Genomic DNA, 19,727 nt, shown 5'->3' on the forward strand with positions numbered 1-19,727 from the left:
ACCCGGAGCGCGGCACCCTATCTCCAACACACGATGCTGTGGTGGGCTGAGCCGCGTATCGCTGGGGCATGCTCCGGCACCACCCGGACGCGGCGATCTCCACCAGACCGGGTGTAACTGCCCCGCAGCGGGGTAGCCCGGCGAGCATGGAGCTGGTCGAGGAGTCGCCGTACCGGTTCCGGATCGACCGGCATGACCCGATGCGGGTCCCGGGGGTGATCTTCGCGTCCCGGTCGCTGCTGCCGGACGCCCGGGCCGACAAGTCGCTGGACCAGGTGGCGAACGTGGCCACCCTGCCCGGCATCGTCGGCGCCTCGTACGCCATGCCGGACATCCACTGGGGTTACGGCTTCCCGATCGGTGGGGTCGCCGCCACCGACGTCGAGGCGGGCGGGGTCGTCTCGCCCGGCGGCGTGGGCTTCGACATCTCCTGCGGGGTACGGCTGCTCGCCGCGCACCTCGACCGCGCCGAGCTGCGCGGGCCCCGCCTGGAGGCGCTGATGGACGGCCTCGGGGAGGCCACCCCGCGCGGCATGGGCAAGGGCGCGGTGTGGCACCTGGACGACCGGGGCGAGCTGGACGCAATGCTGCGCGGCGGCTCCCGCTACGCCGTCGAACGCGGCTACGGCGTGCAGCGGGACCTGGACCGGTGCGAGGACTACGGCGCCGTCGGCGACGCGAATCCGGCCCAGGTGAGCGAGCGGGCGGTGGAGCGCGGCGCCGGCCAGGTCGGCAGCCTCGGCTCCGGCAACCACTTCCTCGAGGTGCAGGCGGTGGAGGAGGTCTACGACGAGGCGGTGGCCAGCGCATTCGGGCTGCGCGCCGGCCAGATCTGCGTGATGATCCACTGTGGGTCGCGGGGGCTGGGGCACCAGATCGCCACCGACTACATCCACGCCATGGAGAAGGTGATGCCCCGGTACGGCATCCACGTGCCCGACCGGCAGCTGGCCTGCGCACCGGTGTCGTCCCACGAGGGGCGCGCCTACCTCGGCGCGATGGCCGCCGCGGCGAACTACGCCCGGGCCAACCGACAGCTGCTGCACCACTCGGCCCGGCAGGTGTTCCAGCGGATCACCGGCGGCGACCTGGACCTGGTGTACGACGTCTCGCACAACCTCGCGAAGATCGAGACCCACGGCGTCGACGGCGACCAGCGGCGGCTCTGCGTGCACCGCAAGGGCGCCACGCGGGCGCTGCCGCCGGACCACCCGGGCCTGCCGGACGACCTGCGCCCGGTCGGGCAGCCTGTGCTGATCCCCGGGTCGATGGGGACCGACTCGTACGTGCTCGTCGGCACGCCGGGGGCACCCGCCTTCGCCTCCACCTGCCACGGGGCCGGCCGGACGCAGAGCCGCAAGCAGGCCACGAAGGCGGTGCGGGGGCACGATCCGCGCCGCGAGCTGGAGGCGCAGGACATCGCGGTCCGGGGTAAGTCCCGGAAGGGGCTGGCCGAGGAGATGCCCACCGCGTACAAGGACATCACCGCCGTCATCGAGGCCACCGAGGGGGCCGGGCTCTGCCGGCGGGTGGCCCGGCTCGTCCCGCTCGGCGTGGCGAAGGGCTGACCCGGGGCCGTCAGACGTCCAGCGTCACCGCGCAGGACCAGCCGTCCTGATCCGGGCCGAAGCGCAGCTCGTGCAGGGCCACCGCCTTGGGCACCGCGCCGACCAGTTCCACCGCGTCGGCGTCCACCGTCCACCACCGCACCAGCAGCCCGCCGCCGTCGGCCGCGCGTACGTCGGTGGCCAGCGGCAGCACGCCCGCCGTCTCGAGCCGGAAGATCACCTCGTCGAGGACGGCGGCCAGCATGTCCTGGTCGTCGTCGGGTGGCACGGCGAACTCGGTCTCGGCGGCCGCGTCCGCGCCGGCGGTGTCGACGAAGGTGTCGAGCATCGCGGCCACTGCCTCGGCCACACAGCTTTCCCGGTCGGGCGCCCACGCCTCGATCCGCACGTCGGCGGTGTGCGGCACGTTCCGGTGCCCTCGCGCCGGTCGTCTGCTCATCTTTCGCTCCCATGCCGACCCCGACGGCCACCGCGCCGCATGCGGTCGCGGCGGGCACGGTGGTGCCGCTGCCACGGTACGTGACGACGGCCGCCGGCGCGGGCGCTTCGACCGACCGGCGATCACGGACGCCGGACCAGCCGCATGGCGTTGACGCCAATGGATCGCCGACCCTAGGCTGGTTACGGCCATGACCGTAACCGGGCCGAGCGTCGCCTTTCAAACCCAGGTGCGGGCCTGGCCACCGGCAGCAATCACGGCCCTTTTGCCGTCACCGCCCTATGGCCATCTCCGTAATCCCGCCGCCGGCGTCTCCGGCGGCCCCGTCGGAAAGCAGGCGCCCATGACCGACCGTCGTACGTTCATCCGCTACGCCGCCACCGTCACTGCGGCGCCCGCCCTGTCGGCCGCGCCGGCGGCGCTCGGCGTGGCGTCGGCCGCCGTACCCACGGTCACGGTCGACCCCCTCGGTGTGCCGCTGCGTGACGTGCTGCTGATCGGCGGGACCGTCGCCCCGGGACCGACCGGTGCGCCGGTGCTCTGGTCCGCGGTCTCCGGTGAGCCGGCCCGGCTCGCCGCGATCGACCCCGCGAGCGGCCGGACCGTCTCCACCCAGGACCTGACCGGCGCGCCCGGCTCGTACGCCGTCGCCGCCGCGCCGGACGGCACGATCTACGTCGGCGCGTACAGCACGGGCGACCTCTATCGCCGCCGGCCCGGTCCGGACAGTCCCGTGGAGAACCTGGGCCGACCGCTGCCGTCGGAGACGTACCTCTGGCGACTCGCCGTCGACGAGGCGGGCGTGGTCTACGGCGGCACCTTCCCGGGCGCCCGGGTCTTCGCGTTCGATCCGGGCACGGGGGAGACCCGGGACTACGGCCAGGTGCTGCCAGGCGCGCAGTACGTGCGCAGCATCGCCGTGGCCGGCGACAAGGTCTACGCCGGCACCCAGCCGGACGCCCACCTGTTCGAGATCGACAAGAGCACCGGGGAGCGGCGGGAACTGCCGCTGCCGGCCGGGATCGGCAGCGGCGCCGGACAAACCGTGTACGACCTCAACGCCTACGACGGCCGGCTGTACGCCCGCTTCGGCTCCGCCACCATCGGCACCCTCGGGGTGTACGACATCCAGGCCGGACAGTGGACCGACCTGATCGACGGCGTCGCCGGACTGGACGTCTCCGCGCCCGGCCCCGGTGGCCTGGTCTACCTCACCCGGGCCGGCCGACTCACCGGATACCACCCGGGCACCCGGAGGTTCACCGATACCCCGCTGGTCTTTCCGGGGCGGGTGGTCAACAACCGGGGCATCGGCTGGGTGACCCTGGCCGACCCCCGATGGCCCGGCCGCACCCTGGTGGGCCTGCTCTGGCGCGGCGACATGTTCCGCTACAACCCGGTCACCGGTCGGGCGGACGTGGTGTCCACCGACGTGCCCGGCGAGCCGATTCCGCTCGCGTCACTGCACGCCGGCGCCTCCGGCACCGTCTACGTCGGTGGCTACCTCAACGGCGGCTTCGCCCGGGTCGACCCCGACACCGGCACACCCACCTTCCAGCGTTTCGCGCAGGTGGAGAGCCTGCTGGAGACCGGCGGGCAGGTCTACCTGGGGGCCTACCCGGACTCCCGGCTCTACCGCTACGACCTGGGCCGGTCGTGGAGCAGCCCCGAATACTCCCCGGGGCTGCCCGGCATGCCCGACAACCCGGTGAAGCTCGTCGACCTGAAGTCCGCCGACCAGGTGCGGGCGCGGGCGCTCACCGACGCCGGGGACAAGGTCGCCTACGGCACGATGCCCAACACCACCCTCGGTGGCGCGCTGGTCATCGTGGACAAGGCCACCGGGGCGGCGACAGTGCACCGGCCGGTGGTGACCGACTCGTCCATCGTGAGCCTCGCCCAGGCCGGCGGGCTGGTGGTGGGCGGCACCTCGATCGACGGCGGCTACAGCGTGCCCCGGCCGACGCAGACCGAGGCGCGGCTCTTCGGCTGGGACGTCGGCAGCGACAGCAAGGCCTTCGAGTTCACCCCGGTGCCGGGCGCGACGGCGATCCCGGCGCTGGCGGTCGACCGGTCGGGACTGCTGTGGGGGCTCGCCGGCGGGCAGTTGTTCGCCGTCGACGTCGCCGCCAGGTCCGTCGTCCGGCGCGTCCAGCTCGCCCCCGGGGTGTCCGGGAGCCGGGCACGGCTGGGCTACGACGCGGACCGGAACCTGCTCTACGCGCTCGTGGCCGGGCAGTCGCTGTTCCGGGTGGACGCGTCCACCGGCGCGGCCACCCTGCTGCTGGACCGACCGGCGGAGTTCCTCGCCGTACACCCCGACGGGCGGCTGTTCCTCGGGGACGGGCCGCAGCTGTACCGGGTGACCGTCTCCGGCTGAGCCCGCGGCACGGCAACGGGCCGGTGACCCGCTCGGGGGCACCGGCCCGCCGTGCCTAGAGCTGGATCCGGACCAGGTCGCGGCCGCGCAGCGCGTAGAGCGCCGAGCCGTCCGGGGCCGCGGTGAGCAGGGCCGAGCCGGCGTACCACTCGGCGTCGAGCCCGGTCACGAACGGGCGCACGGTCATGGTGGCGGCGTCGAGCTGCCAGATGTCCTTGCCGGTGGTGCCGTAGATCGCCGAGCCGACCTGCACCAGGGTGCCCGCGCCGGGGCGCACGGTGGTGGTGGCGACCACCTGCCGGGTCGCCGGGTCGAAGGCGAAGAGCACGCCGGTGTCGGTGAGGCCGTAGACCCGGTTGCCGGTCGCGACCAGGTCGACGATCTGCTTCGCGCCGGGCACCGGGACGGTTTCCCAGGTCTTCGTCCTGGTCGCGAGGTCGAACCCGGCGAGCCGGGCCTCGGTCGCCCGCGGCGTGGTGCCCAGACCGTTGTTGACGCTGCTGCCCAGGTACGCCGTGCCGTGCTTGACCGCGACCGCGCGGATCGACTGGTCGGCGATGACGTCCCGGTGCACGTCCAGCGCCCCCGAGCGGGGGTCGTACAGCGCCACGGCGCCGCCGTACCGGCCGTAGTCGGGCTCGGTGCCGACGACCAGCAGCTTCTTCGACGGCGCCCAGGTGGCGTCGAGCGGCCGGGTCTGCTCGTTGCCGAACGCGGTCACCCGTCGTGGCGCACCGTCCGGCGTCATCCGGAACAGGTACGCCAGCGTGTAGACCGACATCCAGATCTCGTCGCCGATCGGCGTCATGGCCTTGGCCTCACCGGGCAGGAAGCGGCGGGTGGAGGTGCCGGCGACGAGGTCGTGCACCTGGACGCCGGCCTTGCCGGAGACGTACACCCGGGGCCCGTCGGTGGCGATGGCCATGGCCAGCTCGGGCGCCGGTGGCATGCCGGCCTGGGTCAGGTCCACGCCGGTCAGTTCCCCGGTGGTGAGGTCGTAGGTCACCACGCTGTTGGTTACCACGCCGCGCAACTGGTCGCCGGTGACGAAGAACCGTCCGAAGGAGGCGCCGTCGTACGGGACGGCCAGGGTGGAGAGTTGTTTGGTGTCCCGGTCGTACCGGCGCAGGGTGCCGGACGGGCGGGTGCCGACGTACACGTCGTTCCGGGCGACGTCGATCTCGATGGCGGTGATGAAGCTGTCCGGCGTCTGCACGACCTCGTACCGGGACGGATCCGCCGTGTCGATGAGCAGCATCGTGCCGGTGGGGGAGAGCGCCGCCGCGAGGACGCCGTTCTCCAGCGCGAGGGTGCCGACGAAGGTGCGGTCGGCGAAGTCCGGCGGCAGGATCTCCCGCTTCGCGCCGGTGGCCCGGTCGATCGCGATCAGATGGGCGTGCGCGCCGACGCCGGCGTAGATGGTGGTCGCGTCGACCGCGATGCTGCGGACGTACTGCTCTCCCGGCACCGCGACGCCGTAGTCGCGCTGCGCCCCGGTGGCCGGGTCGTAGGAGAACACCCGGCCGCCGGGGTAGGTGCCGCCGTAGACGACCCCGTCGGGTGCGGTGTCCAGGGCCCAGATGTACCGGTCGGGGGAGACGTCGGCGACCTTGGTGACGGCGGTGCCGCTGGTGTCCACCCGGTACAGGTCACCGGGCTCGTACGTGCCGACGTACAGGTCGGTGCCGACGGCCGTGGTGGCCCAGGCGCCGCCGCCGGTGGGCAGCTCGTAGCGCTTGGTGACCCGCTGCGCGGCCAGGTCGTAGCCGCCCAGCACGATCGGCGAGACCCCGCCGGTGGCGGTGTAGATGGTGCCGTCGACCAGTTCGGCACCGTTGACTGAGGTGACCTCGGAGGCCGGCCCGAGGTCGGTGACGGTGCCGGGTGGTGGACTCCCGGCCAACGCGGGCCCCGAGGGGACCGCAAGGGTGGCGGCGGCCAGCACGAGGGCCGCGGTCAGGGCGGTACGACGCAACTCAACCTCCAGATCGGACGAGTTTCGGCCATGACTCTAATCACCGACAGCCCACCACGGCCCGTCTGTGCTGTCGAGTCCCACCGGGAGATTGGCGGCATCGGACAGTGATTCAACCCCACCTATGGAATTCCGGCTGCGTCCGTAATACAGTGCCCGGCATCGTCGCACCTGGGAGGTCCGCCCTTGTCGTCGTCCCGCCGAACACTGCTGCCCGCCCTCGTCGCCACGCTGTGCGCGGCCCTGCTGTCGGCCGGTCCCGCGGCGGCCGCCGCCCCGGCCGCGCCCGAGCCCGGGGCGGTCACCGACTTCGGAGTCCAGCAGACCGCGCTCACCGTCTTCGAGACCCACTACGGCACCGGGCCCGGCGGTCGTCCGGTCGCCTACGCGGTCCAGATGGGATCCCCCGGCGTGCTCAGCGTCACCGACCCGGTGACCCGCGAGCTGCTGGACACCGCCTACCTGCCCGACTCCTCCGGCGCCTGGGGCATCACCCAGTCCGCCGACGGCACGGTCTACGCGGGCAGCTACCCCAACGCCCACCTCTACTCGTACGACCCGGACACCCGGGCCACCGTCGACCTGGGCGCGCCGGTGCCGGGCCAGACCGTCCTCTACGGTCTCCGCCCGGGCGCCGACGGACGCGTCTACGGCGGCACCTATCCCGGGGCGCACGTCTTCTCCTACTCCCCACAGGAGGGCTTCCGCGACCACGGCCCGATGTACGCCGGCGAGCAGTACGTCAGCGACGTCGCCGTCGACCCGGCGCGCGGTGTGCTCTGGGCGGCGGTCGGCAGCCGGGGCCACCTCGTCCGCCTCGACCTGACCACCGGAGAGAAGCGCGACATCTGGCCGGCGGGGCTGCGCGGCGACCCCAGCTACCCGTACGACGTCAACCTCGTCGGGGGGAAGCTCTTCGTCAAGCGCAGCAAGCTCGAGGCGCTCGTGCTCGACCCCGACACCGGCGCGATCCTCGCCGACGGGTTCACCATGGGTTCGCGCGGCACCTCGGTGCTCGCCCCGGACGGCCGTTCCGTCTACTTCACCTCCGGCACCGAACTGTGGCGCTACGACATGCCGACCGACACGTACGGGCCGGTCCGGGACGCCGCCGGCAAACCGGTGGTGGCCGGGGGAGCGGGTGTCGGCTTCGGCTTCCTCGGCGGCCGGCTCTACGCCGCCATCGGCAACTACGCCGGCGACGCGCTCTGGTACGACCCGGCCACCGGCGCCAACGAGCGCTACAAGCTGCCGTTCCCGCCGCAGGCCCTGGACATCAACAACATCAGCGCCGGCCCGGACGGCCGGATCTACACGAACCTCTACATCAACGGCAACCTGGCGGTGCTCGACCCCGCCACCGGCAAGCCCACCGACCTCGGCCGGCTCGGGCAGGCCGACGGCTTCGGCTGGCACGGCGGGAAGATGTACCAGGGCGTGTACCCGTACGGCGGCGTGCTGGAGTACGACCCGACCCGCCCGTACCGGCTCGGCACCAACCCGCGTGAGCTGTTCCGGCTGCAGCCGGACGGACAGAACCGCCCGATCGCCTTCGCCTCGGCGGGATCCCGCCTCTACGTGGGCAGCACCCCGGACTACGGGCTGTGGGGCGGCGCCCTGACCGTCTACGACACCGCGACCGGCGCCCGCACCACCCACCGGGACATCGTCGCCGACCAGGGCGTGATCTCCCTGGTCGTGGTCGGCGACCGGCTGTGGGGCGGCACCACGATCAGCGGCGGCGGGGGCACGGCGCCGAAGGCCACCGAGGCCAAGGTGTTCACCGCCGACCTGACCGCCGGCGAGAAGACCGCCGAGTACATTCCGGTGCCCGGCGCGGACGCGATCACCTCGCTGGTGGCCGGACCGGACGGCATGATCTGGGGCCTCGCCGACGGCGAGGTGTTCGTCCTGGATCCCGCCACCGGCGCCGTCACGCACCGCTTTGACGTGCCGGGCGACTACTCCGGGGTGCAGGACCAACTGGTGGTCAGCGCCGCCGACGAGCACGTCTACGCCTCGCTCGACGGGTACCTGCTGAAGATCGACCCGCTGTCGAAGGCGGTACGGGTCATCCGCGACGCGCAGACCTACCGGCTGACCCAGGACGCGCGGGGCGACCTGTGGTTTCGCAACGGGGTCAAGGCGGCCAACCGCGCCGTCCAGTACGGCTCCCACCTGCTGCGCTACGTGCCGGAGGCGGACGCCTGCCCGCACTCGGACCTGCGACCCACCGTGCACACCGGCGCTGTCGACTCCGGCGTCGCCAACCGCTACGCCAGCAACGGCTGCACGGTCAACGACCTGATCCACGACGACGCGGACTGGCCGACGCACGGCGCCTTCCTGGCGCACGTCGCCCAGGTCACCACCGAACTGGAGCGCGCCGGCGTGCTCACTGACGCTGAGCAGGACGCGATCGTCGCAGCGGCCGGCCAGTCCGGGGTGAGCCGGTAGCGGCCGACCGACGCCGGCCTGCGCGAGGGCGTCACCCGACGTGCTGCGCGGACCCGATCCGCGTGGCGCCCGATCCGAAAGGCGAGGTTTCCGTGACCCCAGTTCCCTCCGACCCGCCCACCCGCACGGTGAGCCCCACCCGGCGACAACTGCTGCGCTCGGCCGCGCTGGCCGGGATCGCCGCCACGCCGGTCGGGAGCCTGCTCGCCGCGGCGCCCGCGGCCGCCGCCGACCCGGCGGTCGACGACGTCGGCGAGATTCCCAACTACACGGTCGGCACGCCGGGGGCCGACATCGGCGTCCTGCCCGACGGCTCGGCCCGCGCCTGGCTGGCGGTCAACGGCGCCCCCGCCACGCTCGCCGAGGTCGACCTGCGCACCGACGAGGTGCGGTGGCAACTGCCGCTCCCCGGGGCGCAGGGCGGCTGGGCGGTCGCCGGGCACACCGACGGCACCGTGTACGCGGGCAGCTTCCCCAACGGCACCCTCTACCGGCGGCTGCCCGGCGCCGCGTCGGTGGAGGTTCTCGGCAGGCCGACCCCGGACACGACGTTCATCTGGGCGCTCGACACCGACGAGGACGGCAACGCCTACGGCGGCACCTACACGACGAGCAGCGGCGAGGGCCGGGTCTTCGCCTGGAACGCCGCCACCGGGCAGTTCCGCGACTACGGACCCGCGATGCCGGGCCAGGCGTACGTGCGCGCTCTCGTGGTGCACGGCGGCACGATCTACGCCGGCACCGCGCCGGAGGCCCATGTCGTGGCGATCGACATCAAGACCGGGGAGCGCCGCGACCTGGGGCTGCGGCCGGGCGAGCCCACCGGCCGGTTCGTGCACGACCTGGAGGTCGCCGGCCGCTACCTGCTGGTGCGGGTACAGGGACCGGGTATGACGTTCGCGTACAACCTCGCCGCGCAGACCTGGACGGATCTGCGCATCGGGGGGTTCGGGCGGGCCACGTCCGGCCCAGGGCCGCGGGGCGAGGCCTACGTGGACGTGTCCGGCTCGCTGGTCGCCGTCGACGCCCGCGCGGGCACCGCCCGCACCGTCGGCACCCAGACGTTCGGCACCGGCACCGCGCTCCGCTGGCTGCCCGGGGGCGGCGACGACACCTGGCTGCTCGCCGGCGTCGACGACGGCGGCGTGGTGCTCCGGTACGACCCCCGCCGCGACGAGACCACCCTCTCCCGGCCGGCTCTGCTCGGCGCGCCGGTCACCCCGCAGTCCCTCGGCGAGGGCCCGGACGGCCTGGTGTACGTCGGTGGATACCCGTCGGGCGGGCTCGCCGCCTACGATCCGGTCAACCGCCGCTTCCTGCCGACCCACCGGCCGTTCCCACAGGTCGAGGGGATGGGCAGCCACGCCGGCCGGCTCTACCTGGGCACCTACTCCGGGGCGCAGATCCACGAGTACGACCCGGCGCGGCCCTGGCAGCTGGGCGCCAATCCCCGGGTGGTGCTCGACCTGGGCCGGCAGCAGCAGGACCGGCCCTTCGCGGTGGTGTCCGCCGGCCAGTACCTGGCGATCGGCACGGTCCCCGCCTACGGCACCCTCGGCGGCGTGCTCAGCCTCTACGACCCCGCCACCGGCACGGCCCGCACCTGGCGCCAGGTGGTCGCCGACCAGAGCGTCATCTCGTTGGCGTACCGGGACGGCGTGGTCTACGGCGGCACCAGCGTCTGGGGCGGTCTCGGCGCCACACCCACCGCCCCAGACGGCAAGGTGTTCGCGGTGGACGTGGCGACCGGCGAGAAGCGGTGGGAGCTGACTCCCGTGCCCGGCGACCGGGCGGTCTCCTCGCTGACCTTCGGGGCGGACGGTGCGCTGTGGGGACTCACGGGCGGCCGGATCTTCCGGCTCGACACCGCGACCGGCGCCGTGTCGGTCGTGGCCGCCGTGGCCGACGTCGACTGGGGCGCGCTCGACCACTACTGGCGGGACGGATTCCTGCGGCTTCACCCGGCCTCCGGGATGCTCCACGGCGCCGCGGGCGGCCGCATCTTCTCGCTGGACCCGCGCACCGGGGAGGTGCGGACCCTCGCCACCGGCACCTCGCTGTTCCTGGCGCACAGCTCCGGCCGGCGGTACTGGACGAAGGGCTTCGACCTCATCGAGGCCACCGTCTAGACCCGCCTCGCGACGGGGGCGAAGGCCGGCGACTTCGGCCCTTCGCCCCCGTCGTTGCCGTCTGCGGGCCGATCCGCCCGCCCGTGGCCTGCCCGTCGGTTCTGCGCCGCCGACGGCGGCGGACTCAGCCCTGCGCCGCGGCGGTTGCGCCATCAGCACGGCGGGGGCGGGCGGCCATGCCGCCCGCCCCCGCGCGAGCCGGGCTCAGCGGGTGAGCCGGTAGAGCTCACCGCCCCGGGCGTAGTACATGACGCCGTCGGCGTCCATGGTCCACACGTCGTCGATGCCGGTGGCCAGCCGGTCGACCGCCAACGTGGTGGTGTCCACGCACGCGACAGTGTTCCGGAAGTTGCCGCACAGCGCGCCGTCCGGGGCGAACGCCAGGTGGTCGCTGCGCCAGACGTGGTCGACGTTCCAGTCGAAGGGTTGCACCTCGAGCGTCCGGAGCACCGTACGGTTCACCGGGTCGAACTCGAACAGCGTGCCGGCGGTCGACCCCCACACGTGGCCGTTCGGCGCGACGACCAGCGCGGTGATCGCCTTCGCGCCGGGGATGGCGGCGCCCTCCCAGACCTTCGTCGCGGTCGCCGGGTCCCAGAGGAACAGCCTCGCCTCGGTCTGGGTCGGTACGGTGCCGAGACCGCCCCAGACACCGGTGCCACCGAGCACCAGGTCGCCGACGGTGGTCAGCGCGGTGACGCTCTGGTCCGGCACGACGTTGCGGTGCACCTCCTGCGCCCCGGTCGCCGGGTCCACGAACGAGAGCGCCCCGCCGAGCTGCCCGTACTCGGGGATGGTCCCGAAGGCGACGCGTGCGCCGACGCCGGTGATGGCGAACGGACGGTCCTGGTGGTCGTTGCGCAGGGTCCCGAACTGCCGGGGATTGCTGCCCCGCACGACGGGCTTCGCCGGGTCCAGCTCGAACAGGTTCGCGCCCGGGTAGACACCGGCGTAGATCTTGCCCTGGTAGGACCGCAGCCCTTCCGCCTGACCCAGCGCGCCGGCGTTCTCGCTGAAGGTGCCGGTGGCGGGGTCGTACGCGGTGATCCCCCCGCTGGGGTAGGCGCTGGACCAGATCCGGCCGTCCGGGCCGGCCACCAGCGTCTGCAGCTGCGCCGGCAGCCCCGGCACCCCGGACGGCGCGACCTTGTGCGCCCCGGTCTGCGGGTTGTAGTAGTACAGCACCCCGCTCAGGTTGATCGTGACCAGCGTCCGGCCCGGCCACTCCTGCGCGTCCAGGTGCGTCCAGCCGTAGCCCCGGGCGGTGCCGAATCCGGTGAAGCCGGTCGGGGTGAGGGCGCGGGTGTCCAGGTTGTAGGCCATGAGCCGCCCGCTGGTCGAGCCGAAGTAGACGTTCTTCTTCGCGTCCGGCGGCGAGACGTTGAGCCCGTTGCTGGTGCCCAGGTCGGCGATCCATTCGCCGGTCCGCAGGTCGTGCACCAGCATCCGGTTGCTGTTGGCGAGTCGGGCGAACAGCGTCTGCTGGTACACGTCGAGGTCGTAGACGAACTGTTCGGCGCGGTACGGCTCGGGCAGCGGGATCTCCCGCCGCGTGCCGGCGGCGATGTCGATCTCGACGAGTCGGGCGACGGTGCCGAGACCGGCGTAGAGCTTGCCGTTCGCCGCGGCGATGCTGCGCACGTACTGCTCGCCGGGCCAGATCTGACCGTAGTCGCGTACCTCGCCGGTGCGGTGGTCGAAGGAGTAGACCTTGCCGCCGGGATAGGTCCCGACGAAGACGTGGCGCCCGTCGTTCGCCAGCCGCCAGGCCGTCGTCTCGCCGGGCACCGGCGATCCCAGGTCGTCCACGCTCGCGGCGCCGGGCCGGTAGCGGAAGAGCTTGCTGTCGGCGCCGAGGTAGGCCGTGCCGTCGGGCATGACCGTGCCGCCCCAGGAGCCGCCCGCTCCTGGTAACGGCATGGTCCGAATGACGGTGGCCGTCCGGGTGTCGATGACGCTCAGCGCGCCGGTGGTGCCCCGCGCGACGGCGTACGCGTAGTCGCCGTCGGGGCTGGAGCCGAAGGTGGCGCCGTAGATGGCGAGGTTGTGATGCGGCACGCCGACCAGGGTCTCCGTCGGCGTGGCGGCGTGGGCGGGAGGGGCCGCGGCGGCCGCCGCGAGCAGGGTGGTGAGGACTGCCAGCGGTGCGGCGCGGCGTAGTCGGTGAAGAACCATGGGCCGTCCTTTCCTGGATTATGGCCCCCACCGTAATCCTCGACCCATCGAAGATCAAACGTCCATCGGGAGTCCGCCGGCGAGTCGGCTGCGCTCCGCGGCGAACGCCATCCGGTGGCTGTCGAGCGACTCCTGCGGTCCGGAATGCACCAGGGACCGGTCGCCGGTCCCGACCGCCTCGACGAACGCGGCCATCAACCCGTGGTCGCCGCCGCCGTGGCCGGACCCCGCGTCCGCCCCGCCGGCCGCCGTGTCCAGCGTGGACGTCTCTCCGGTCACGAAGTCGGTCAGCGTCACCCGCTCGCCGTCACCCTCCAGGTAGCCGCGGGTGCCCATGATGCGCGTACGTCGGTGGCCGCCCGGGGTGAAGGCGCTCATGGTCAGGGTCGCCGTGGCCCCGCCGGCGAACGACACCGTGACCGTCTGGTGGTCGACCACGTCGTTCCCGCCGGTGTAGACGCACCGGCCGTACGGTCCCTCGCGCAGCGCGGTCCGCACCCCGTCCGGGCTGAGGTCCCGAGTGACCACGGACAACGGCCAGACGTGCCGGTCGGGGTCGGCCAGGCACTCGGCGTAGAAGCGGTCCGCCGCGTACGGGCAGGTGGCCCGCAGCGGGCAGTCGAGGCAGCGGTCGGCGGCGCCGGCCGGCCGGTTGCCGGGATGGAAGTGGTGCAGCGCGCCGACGCTGCTGACCCGCACCGGCACGTCGTCCACCACGTAGCGCAGCCAGTCCAGGTCGTGGCAGCACTTGGCCAGCAGGCTGGAGGAGGACTCGTCGGCCCGACGCCAGTTGCCCCGCACGTAGGAGTGCGCGAAGTGCCACCAGCCCACCGGTTCCAGGTGGTCCACGCCGACGATCCGGCCGACCGCCCCCGCGTCGAGCAGCCGCTTCACCGTCGCCGTGTAGGGCGTGTAGCGCAGCACGTGGCAGACCGTCAGGAGCACCCCGGTACGCCGGGCCACGTCCACGACGGCGTCGCACTCCTGCTCCGTCGGCGCCATCGGCTTCTCCAGCAGGATGTCGTAGCCGAGGGCGGCGAGCCGGGCGACGGGGGCGAGGTGCTCCCGGTCCGGGGTGGCCACCACCACCGCGTCGGCCAGCCGGGGCTGGTCGGCGAGGGCCTGCCAGGAGGGGAACCGGCGGTCCGCCGGCACCTGGTGCCGGTCGGCCAGCGCGTCGCGGTGGCCGGCCCGGGGCTCGGCGACGGCGACGACGCGGGCGCGCTCCGGGAACCGCTCCGCGTATCCCGCGTAGGTGCCGCCGCGGTTGCCCGCGCCGACGATGGCCAGAGAGACAGTCATCCGAGCCTTCCCTATAACGGATATGGGTCGATACGGTCAGTAGTTGCCGGAGCAGTGGCGATACGACCTTGAAATGTCTCGGGCCTAGTATCGGCCCGGACCGTAAGTTAACCTACTGCGAACCAAGCTCCCCTGGAAGGATGCGAGATGCGTGTTCGGAAGAGCCTGACGGCCGTCGCGGTGGCGCTCGTCGCCGCGCTCGCCGCCGCCGGCTGTGGAGGCTCCGGCTCCGGTGACTCGGGCAAGAAGACCGTGACAATGTGGATATACCCGGTGATCTTCGACGAGGCGAAGCACCGGGCCTTCTGGGACGAGACTGTCAAGGCGTTCCAGGCGCAGCACCCCGACATCCAGGTCAAGACCGAGATCTTCCCGTGGGCCAATCGCGACCAGGCGCTGGCCACCGCGATCGCCGGCAACAAGGGCCCGGACGTCGTCTACCTCATCCCCGACCAGCTGCCGAAGTACGCTCGCAACATTGAGCCGGTTGACGCCTACCTGGACGACGCGGCCAAGAGCGACTACCTCGACAATGTGGTCAAGTCGGTGACCATCGACGGCAAGATGATGGGTGCCCCCATCCTCACCAGTGCCGTGACGATGATGTGCAACAAGAAGGTGTTCGAGGCGGTCGGCCAGACGACCTACCCCGCGACCTGGAACGACCTGCTCACCATGGCGCCGGCCTTCAAGGCCAAGGGTTACGACGTCACCGCCTACCCCGGCGACGTGAAGAACACCCTGAACCAGACGTTCTACCCGCTGCTGTGGCAGGCCGGCGGCGACGTGTTCAGCCCGGACGGCAAGTCGGTGGCCTTCAACAGCGACGCCGGCCGCAAGGCGCTCACCTTCGTCAAGCAACTCGTCGACGGCGGTTACGTGGACAAGACCCTGCTCACCACGCTGCCGCCCACCGAGCAGACCAGGATCGCCCAGAACAAGGTGGCCTGCCTGTGGCACTCGGCTCCGCAGGAGGTGGAGCAGTTCTGGGGCAAGGAGAACATCAAGGTCCTCCCGCCGCTGACCGAGACCAAGCAGATCGGGTACGGCACCGTCGGCTCGCTCGCCATGCTGAAGGGCGCGAAGGACAAGAAGGCCGCGGGCGAGTGGATCGCCTACGCCTCCGGCGCCGATGTCACCAAGAAGTACGACACCGCGTCCAGCTTCTTCTCCCCGAAGAAGTCGGCGGGGACGCTGTTCGCCGGGGACCCGGTCCTCGGTGAGCAGGAGAAGTACGTGGGCGTCACCACCGTCGGTCCGCTGCACGAGAAGGCCCGGGATGTGCAGGGCGTGCTCGCCCCGGAGATCCAGGCCGCCCTGCTCGGAAAGAAGTCCGTCGACCAGGCGCTCAGCGACGCGGCCAAGGCCGCGGACGCGCTGCTCGGCTAGTCCCGTGTGACGCTGCTCCTGGTGGGCCCCCGCCCGCCAGGAGCAGCGAGAAAGGTGTGGACGTGGTCACCCTGTCTGCCCGCCGGCGCCTGCGCCGTCCCTCGCTGCGGGAGGCCGGCACGGCGTTGCTGTTCGTGCTGCCGTGCCTGCTGCTCTTCGTCGCCTTCCGGTTCGGCCCGGCGGTGGCCGGGGTGCTGCTCGGCTTCACCGACTACACGATCGGCGGCGACGCCTCCTGGGTCGGCCTGGACAACTTCCGCCGGCTGATCGACGACCCCACCTTCTGGTCGGCCCTGAAGGTGACGGTGATCTTCGCGCTGCTGTCCGTGCCGCTGTCGATGGTCGCCTCGCTCGGCATGGCGCTGCTGACCCGCCGGGTGTTCCGCGGCGTGAAGCTCTTCCGGTCCATCTTCTTCCTGCCCGTGGTCACCAGCCTCATCCTCGCCGGCGTGGTCTTCACCTGGGTATTCGCCGAGCACGGACCGTGGTCGCGGCTCATGGGTGCGCTCGGCCTGCCGGCCGAGTCCTGGCTCGCCGACAGCACACTGGTGCTGCCCGCGATCGTGCTCGTCTCGGTGTGGTCCCGGTTCGGGTACGGGATGCTCATCCTGCTCGCCCGGCTGCAGGAGATCCCCGCCGAACTGGAGGAGGCGGCCCTCAGCGACGGCGCGTCCGCGTGGCAGCGGTTCCGGTACGTGACCCTGCCGCAGCTGCGTCCGGCGCTGTTCTTCCTGGCCATCATCGAGACGACCATGTCGTTCCAGGTCTTCGACATCGTCTACGTGATGACCGGCGGCGGGCCGGTACGCGCCAGCTACACCCTCGTCTACCAGCTCTACGAGCAGGGCTTCCGCTACTTCGACCTGGGCTATGCCAGCGCGGTCGGGCTCGCGCTGTTCGTGATGACCGTCATCGTGGCGCTGATCCAGCGCCTGACCCTGGGGAGGGAAGAGTGACCGACACCCTGGTCCCCTCGGCCACACCCGCCGCACCGACGGCCAGGCGCCCCCGGCGGCCGCACCGGCCGCAGCAGGCGAGCCGGAGCTGGCGAATCACCCGGGCGGCGCTGCTGTTCGTCGCGGCGCTTCTGACGATCTTCCCCTTCTACACGATGGTCGTGCTGTCGTTCAAACCGACCGGCCCGGTCACCTTCCCGGACAGTCTGCTGCCCTGGCCGTTCTCCACCGAGGCGTACGACCGGCTGCTGGGCGCCAAGAGCATGCTGGGCTGGGCGTGGAACACGCTGGTCTACTCGATCGTGTCCGTGGTCGGCGTGCTGCTGCTGTCGTCGCTGGCCGGCTACGCGTTCGCCAAGAAGCGCTTCCCCGGCAAGGAACCGGTGTTCTGGTCGTTCCTGGCCATGCTGATGGTGCCCTACCACGTCACGATGATCCCGACCTTCATCATCATCTCCGAGCTGGGCGGCGTGGACACCTACTGGGGCCTGATCGTGCCGACCCTGGCCAACGCCCAGGCGGTGTTCCTGATGCGACAGTTCATCGCCTCGCTGCCCGACTCGCTCTTCGAGGCGGCCCGGCTGGACGGCTGCTCCGAACTGCGGGTGTACGTCTCGATCGTGCTGCCCCTGATCAAGCCGGTGCTGGCCACCCTCGGGGTCTTCGTGTTCCTGTGGCACTGGAACGACTTCATGTGGCCGCTGATCATCGGGCAGAGCAGCGACATGCGTACCCTGACCACCGGCATCGCCTCGATGCAGCAGGAGAATGTGCCGCTCAACATGCTCCTCGCCGGCTCGGTCCTCGCCTTCGTGCCGATCTTCATGGCGTACCTCGTTGGGCAGCGGTACTTCACCGAGGGCGTCACCACCTCCGGAATCAAGGGGTGAGCGCGAGGAGTGCAGCGCTGCGGAGCCTCGCAGTCGCGAACGGAAGGCCGATCGGGTGAGCGGCGCGGTGCGCGTCGCCGTGGCCGCGTCGCCGGCGCTGCGGTCGATGTTCTTCCCCGGGACGCGCTGGGACGCGCTCGCCGCGCTCGGTCCGGTGCGCCTCCCGCCCGACGGGGCCGACGTCGCCGACCCGGCGGTGCTGGCCGACCTGCTGACGGACGCGGACGTGGTGGTCAGCGGATGGGGCTGCGCGCCGCTGACGGCACGGGTGCTCGACGCCGCCCCACGGCTGCGGCTGCTCGCGCACACCGGCGCCTCGGTGAAGCCGTTCGTCACGCCGGAGAGCTTCGCCCGCGGCGTGCGGGTGACCCAGGCCGGCGACGCCATGGCGTACGCGGTGGGGGAGCAGGCGTTGGCGCTGACCCTGGCCCTGCTGCACCAGGTGCACCGCTTCGACCACGCGCTGCGTACCGGGGCCGCCTGGTCGGCCGCGAAGTCCGCGCCGCCCCGGCGGGAGCTGCGCGGCGCGGTGGTCGGCGTGATCGGCGCCTCCCGCACCGGGCGGGCGTACCTGCGGCTGGTCCGGGCGCTCGGCGCGCGGGTGCTCGTCACCGATCCGTGCCTGTCCGCCGAGGAGGCCGAGGAACTCGGCGCGACCCTGGTCGGGCTGGACGACCTGCTGCGCTCCGCGCGGGTGGTGTCGCTGCACGCGCCCGTGCTGCCGGCCACCGTCGGCCTGCTCGGCGCCCGGGAGCTCGCGTTGCTGCCCACCGGGGCCCTGCTGGTCAACACCGCGCGTGCGGCGCTGGTGGACGGGGACGCCCTGCTGGCCGAGCTGCGCGGCGGGCGGATCGACGCGGCGCTGGACGTCTTCGACGAGGAACCGCTGCCGGTGGACCATCCGCTGCGGCGGCTGCCCAATGTGTTGCTGACGCCGCACGAGGCGGCCGGCACGGTCGAGTCGCGGCGGCGGGCCGGGGAGATCGTGGTCGACGAGATCGACCGGTTCCGGCGCGGCGAGCCGCTGCGCCACGAGGTACGCCCGGAGCAGCTGGCGAGCATGGGCTGACACCCGCACAACCCGTCGCTGACCTGCGGTGGCGCGCTGAGTAGCCTGTGCGACCATGCGGATCGCCCTTGCCGGACTGGCCACCAGTCACCCGTACACCGACGCCAAGGCCCTGTGCCGGCACGCCGACCTCGTGGTCTGGGAGCCGGACCCGCAGCGGCTGGCGCGGTTCCGCGCGGAGCACCCGGACGCCACGGTGACGTCAGACCTGTCCGCGCTGCTGGCCACCCGGCCGGACGGGGTGGTGCTCACTGTGCCGACGTCGGCGGTGCCCGAGGCGCTGGCGCGGGTGCTCGACGCCGGGCTGCCCTGCTTCGTCAACAAGCCGGCGGCGGCCACGGTGGACCAGCTCGACCGGCTCGACCGGGTGGTCTCCCGCAGCCCGGAGCTGGTGCTCTCCTCCTCGGTGCTGCGCTTCGCCCCGGACTTCGCCGCGTTCGCCGTGCCGCGTGAGGAGGTGCTCGCGGTCCGCGCCACCGTCCGGCACGACGTCGGCCTCTGGGCCACCGGCTACAACCCCTGGCAGGACGACCCGGCCGTGGGCGGCGGAACGCTGGTCATGATGGGCCTGCACGGGGTCGAACTGCTCGTCGCGCTGCTCGGCCCGGCCGTGCGGCTGGTCGGCGCCGCCGCCACCACCCGCAGCTACCGCACCCTGCGCTCCGAGGACACCGGGCTGCTGGCGGTGCAGTGGGACGACGGCGTGCCGGGCGTCGTCGAGGTGCTCGGGGTGAGCCAGGGCGAGTCGTACGAGGTGACCGTGCACACCGCGAGCGGGGAGCACCGGGTCAACCTGCGCGGCGGGGCCGACGAGCTGGGCTACGGCGCGACCATCGACGCGTTCCTGGGCATGGTCAAGGGCGCGCCGAGCCCGGTGCCGTGGGCGCAGACCCGTTCCGTCCTGGGCGTCCTCGCGGCGGCCCGCGCCCAGCTCTGATCGGCCGCCCGCCGGGGAAGCCCGGCGCGGCGACCGCGACCACGCCTTGACGACCTTCTCC

The 19,727-nt window shown here is 72.6% G+C and carries 13 protein-coding genes; 9 read left to right on the forward strand and 4 right to left on the reverse strand.

Annotated features, from left to right (window positions below; translation table 11 throughout):
• The first annotated feature begins 146 nt into the window (after positions 1-146).
• Complete coding sequence (locus tag ACY34I_RS29235) at positions 147-1,568, forward strand: RtcB family protein (RefSeq protein WP_462758264.1); 1,422 nt, start codon at positions 147-149, stop codon at positions 1,566-1,568.
• A 10-nt stretch (positions 1,569-1,578) separates the two neighbouring features.
• On the opposite strand, the gene ACY34I_RS29240 is transcribed toward ACY34I_RS29235, so the two are convergent.
• Complete coding sequence (locus ACY34I_RS29240; protein ID WP_462758265.1) at positions 1,579-2,007, reverse strand: archease; 429 nt, start codon at positions 2,005-2,007, stop codon at positions 1,579-1,581.
• Positions 2,008-2,350: 343 nt separating this feature from the next.
• Here ACY34I_RS29240 and ACY34I_RS29245 point away from each other — a divergent pair, with 343 nt between their 5' ends.
• Positions 2,351-4,387: a hypothetical protein gene (locus ACY34I_RS29245; protein ID WP_462758266.1), complete on the forward strand. Its 2,037-nt coding sequence runs from the start codon at positions 2,351-2,353 to the stop codon at positions 4,385-4,387.
• A 55-nt stretch (positions 4,388-4,442) separates the two neighbouring features.
• Here ACY34I_RS29245 and ACY34I_RS29250 read toward each other — a convergent pair whose 3' ends face one another.
• Positions 4,443-6,362 (reverse strand): NHL repeat-containing protein, encoded by a 1,920-nt coding sequence (locus ACY34I_RS29250; RefSeq protein WP_462758267.1) that lies wholly within the window; start codon positions 6,360-6,362, stop codon positions 4,443-4,445.
• Between the two features lie 186 nt (positions 6,363-6,548).
• Between ACY34I_RS29250 and ACY34I_RS29255 the strand changes: the two genes are divergently transcribed.
• Positions 6,549-8,819 (forward strand): hypothetical protein, encoded by a 2,271-nt coding sequence (locus tag ACY34I_RS29255; RefSeq protein WP_462758268.1) that lies wholly within the window; start codon positions 6,549-6,551, stop codon positions 8,817-8,819.
• Positions 8,820-8,911: 92 nt separating this feature from the next.
• Positions 8,912-10,948 (forward strand): outer membrane protein assembly factor BamB family protein, encoded by a 2,037-nt coding sequence (locus tag ACY34I_RS29260; RefSeq protein ID WP_462758269.1) that lies wholly within the window; start codon positions 8,912-8,914, stop codon positions 10,946-10,948.
• A 204-nt stretch (positions 10,949-11,152) separates the two neighbouring features.
• On the opposite strand, the gene ACY34I_RS29265 is transcribed toward ACY34I_RS29260, so the two are convergent.
• Together ACY34I_RS29265 and ACY34I_RS29270 are read right to left on the reverse strand one after the other, a co-directional pair.
• A complete protein-coding gene (locus ACY34I_RS29265; RefSeq protein ID WP_462758270.1) occupies positions 11,153-13,123 on the reverse strand; it encodes a hypothetical protein in 1,971 nt (656 codons plus the stop codon).
• 54 nt (positions 13,124-13,177) lie between these two features.
• Positions 13,178-14,425 (reverse strand): Gfo/Idh/MocA family protein, encoded by a 1,248-nt coding sequence (locus tag ACY34I_RS29270; protein WP_462758272.1) that lies wholly within the window; start codon positions 14,423-14,425, stop codon positions 13,178-13,180.
• A 147-nt stretch (positions 14,426-14,572) separates the two neighbouring features.
• Between ACY34I_RS29270 and ACY34I_RS29275 the strand changes: the two genes are divergently transcribed.
• From ACY34I_RS29275 to ACY34I_RS29295, 5 genes are all read left to right on the forward strand, one after another.
• On the forward strand, positions 14,573-15,814 hold the full coding sequence (locus tag ACY34I_RS29275; protein WP_148801422.1) for an ABC transporter substrate-binding protein: 1,242 nt from the start codon (positions 14,573-14,575) through the stop codon (positions 15,812-15,814).
• Between the two features lie 62 nt (positions 15,815-15,876).
• A complete protein-coding gene (locus tag ACY34I_RS29280; RefSeq protein WP_462758273.1) occupies positions 15,877-16,770 on the forward strand; it encodes a carbohydrate ABC transporter permease in 894 nt (297 codons plus the stop codon).
• Entirely contained in the window at positions 16,767-17,660 is an 894-nt protein-coding gene (locus tag ACY34I_RS29285; RefSeq protein ID WP_462758274.1) for a carbohydrate ABC transporter permease, read from the forward strand. The genes ACY34I_RS29280 and ACY34I_RS29285 overlap by 4 nt, the downstream gene beginning before the upstream one ends.
• A gap of 55 nt (positions 17,661-17,715) precedes the next feature.
• Positions 17,716-18,729 (forward strand): hydroxyacid dehydrogenase, encoded by a 1,014-nt coding sequence (locus ACY34I_RS29290; protein WP_462758275.1) that lies wholly within the window; start codon positions 17,716-17,718, stop codon positions 18,727-18,729.
• Positions 18,730-18,784: 55 nt separating this feature from the next.
• Complete coding sequence (locus ACY34I_RS29295) at positions 18,785-19,666, forward strand: Gfo/Idh/MocA family protein (RefSeq protein WP_462758276.1); 882 nt, start codon at positions 18,785-18,787, stop codon at positions 19,664-19,666.
• Positions 19,667-19,727: the final 61 nt, after the last annotated feature.

This window comes from Micromonospora sp. RTBAU3-60, from assembly GCF_054963695.1.

Bases quoted from the DNA above. Each gene is read 5' to 3' on its own strand.
- ACY34I_RS29235 (WP_462758264.1), top strand. From the start codon at position 147: ATGGAGCTGGTCGAGGAGTCGCCGTACCGGTTCCGGATCGACCGGCAT.
- ACY34I_RS29240 (WP_462758265.1), bottom strand. From the start codon at position 2,007: ATGAGCAGACGACCGGCGCGAGGGCACCGGAACGTGCCGCACACCGCC.
- ACY34I_RS29245 (WP_462758266.1), top strand. From the start codon at position 2,351: ATGACCGACCGTCGTACGTTCATCCGCTACGCCGCCACCGTCACTGCG.
- ACY34I_RS29265 (WP_462758270.1), bottom strand. From the start codon at position 13,123: ATGGTTCTTCACCGACTACGCCGCGCCGCACCGCTGGCAGTCCTCACC.
- ACY34I_RS29270 (WP_462758272.1), bottom strand. From the start codon at position 14,425: ATGACTGTCTCTCTGGCCATCGTCGGCGCGGGCAACCGCGGCGGCACC.
- ACY34I_RS29275 (WP_148801422.1), top strand. From the start codon at position 14,573: ATGCGTGTTCGGAAGAGCCTGACGGCCGTCGCGGTGGCGCTCGTCGCC.
- ACY34I_RS29295 (WP_462758276.1), top strand. From the start codon at position 18,785: ATGCGGATCGCCCTTGCCGGACTGGCCACCAGTCACCCGTACACCGAC.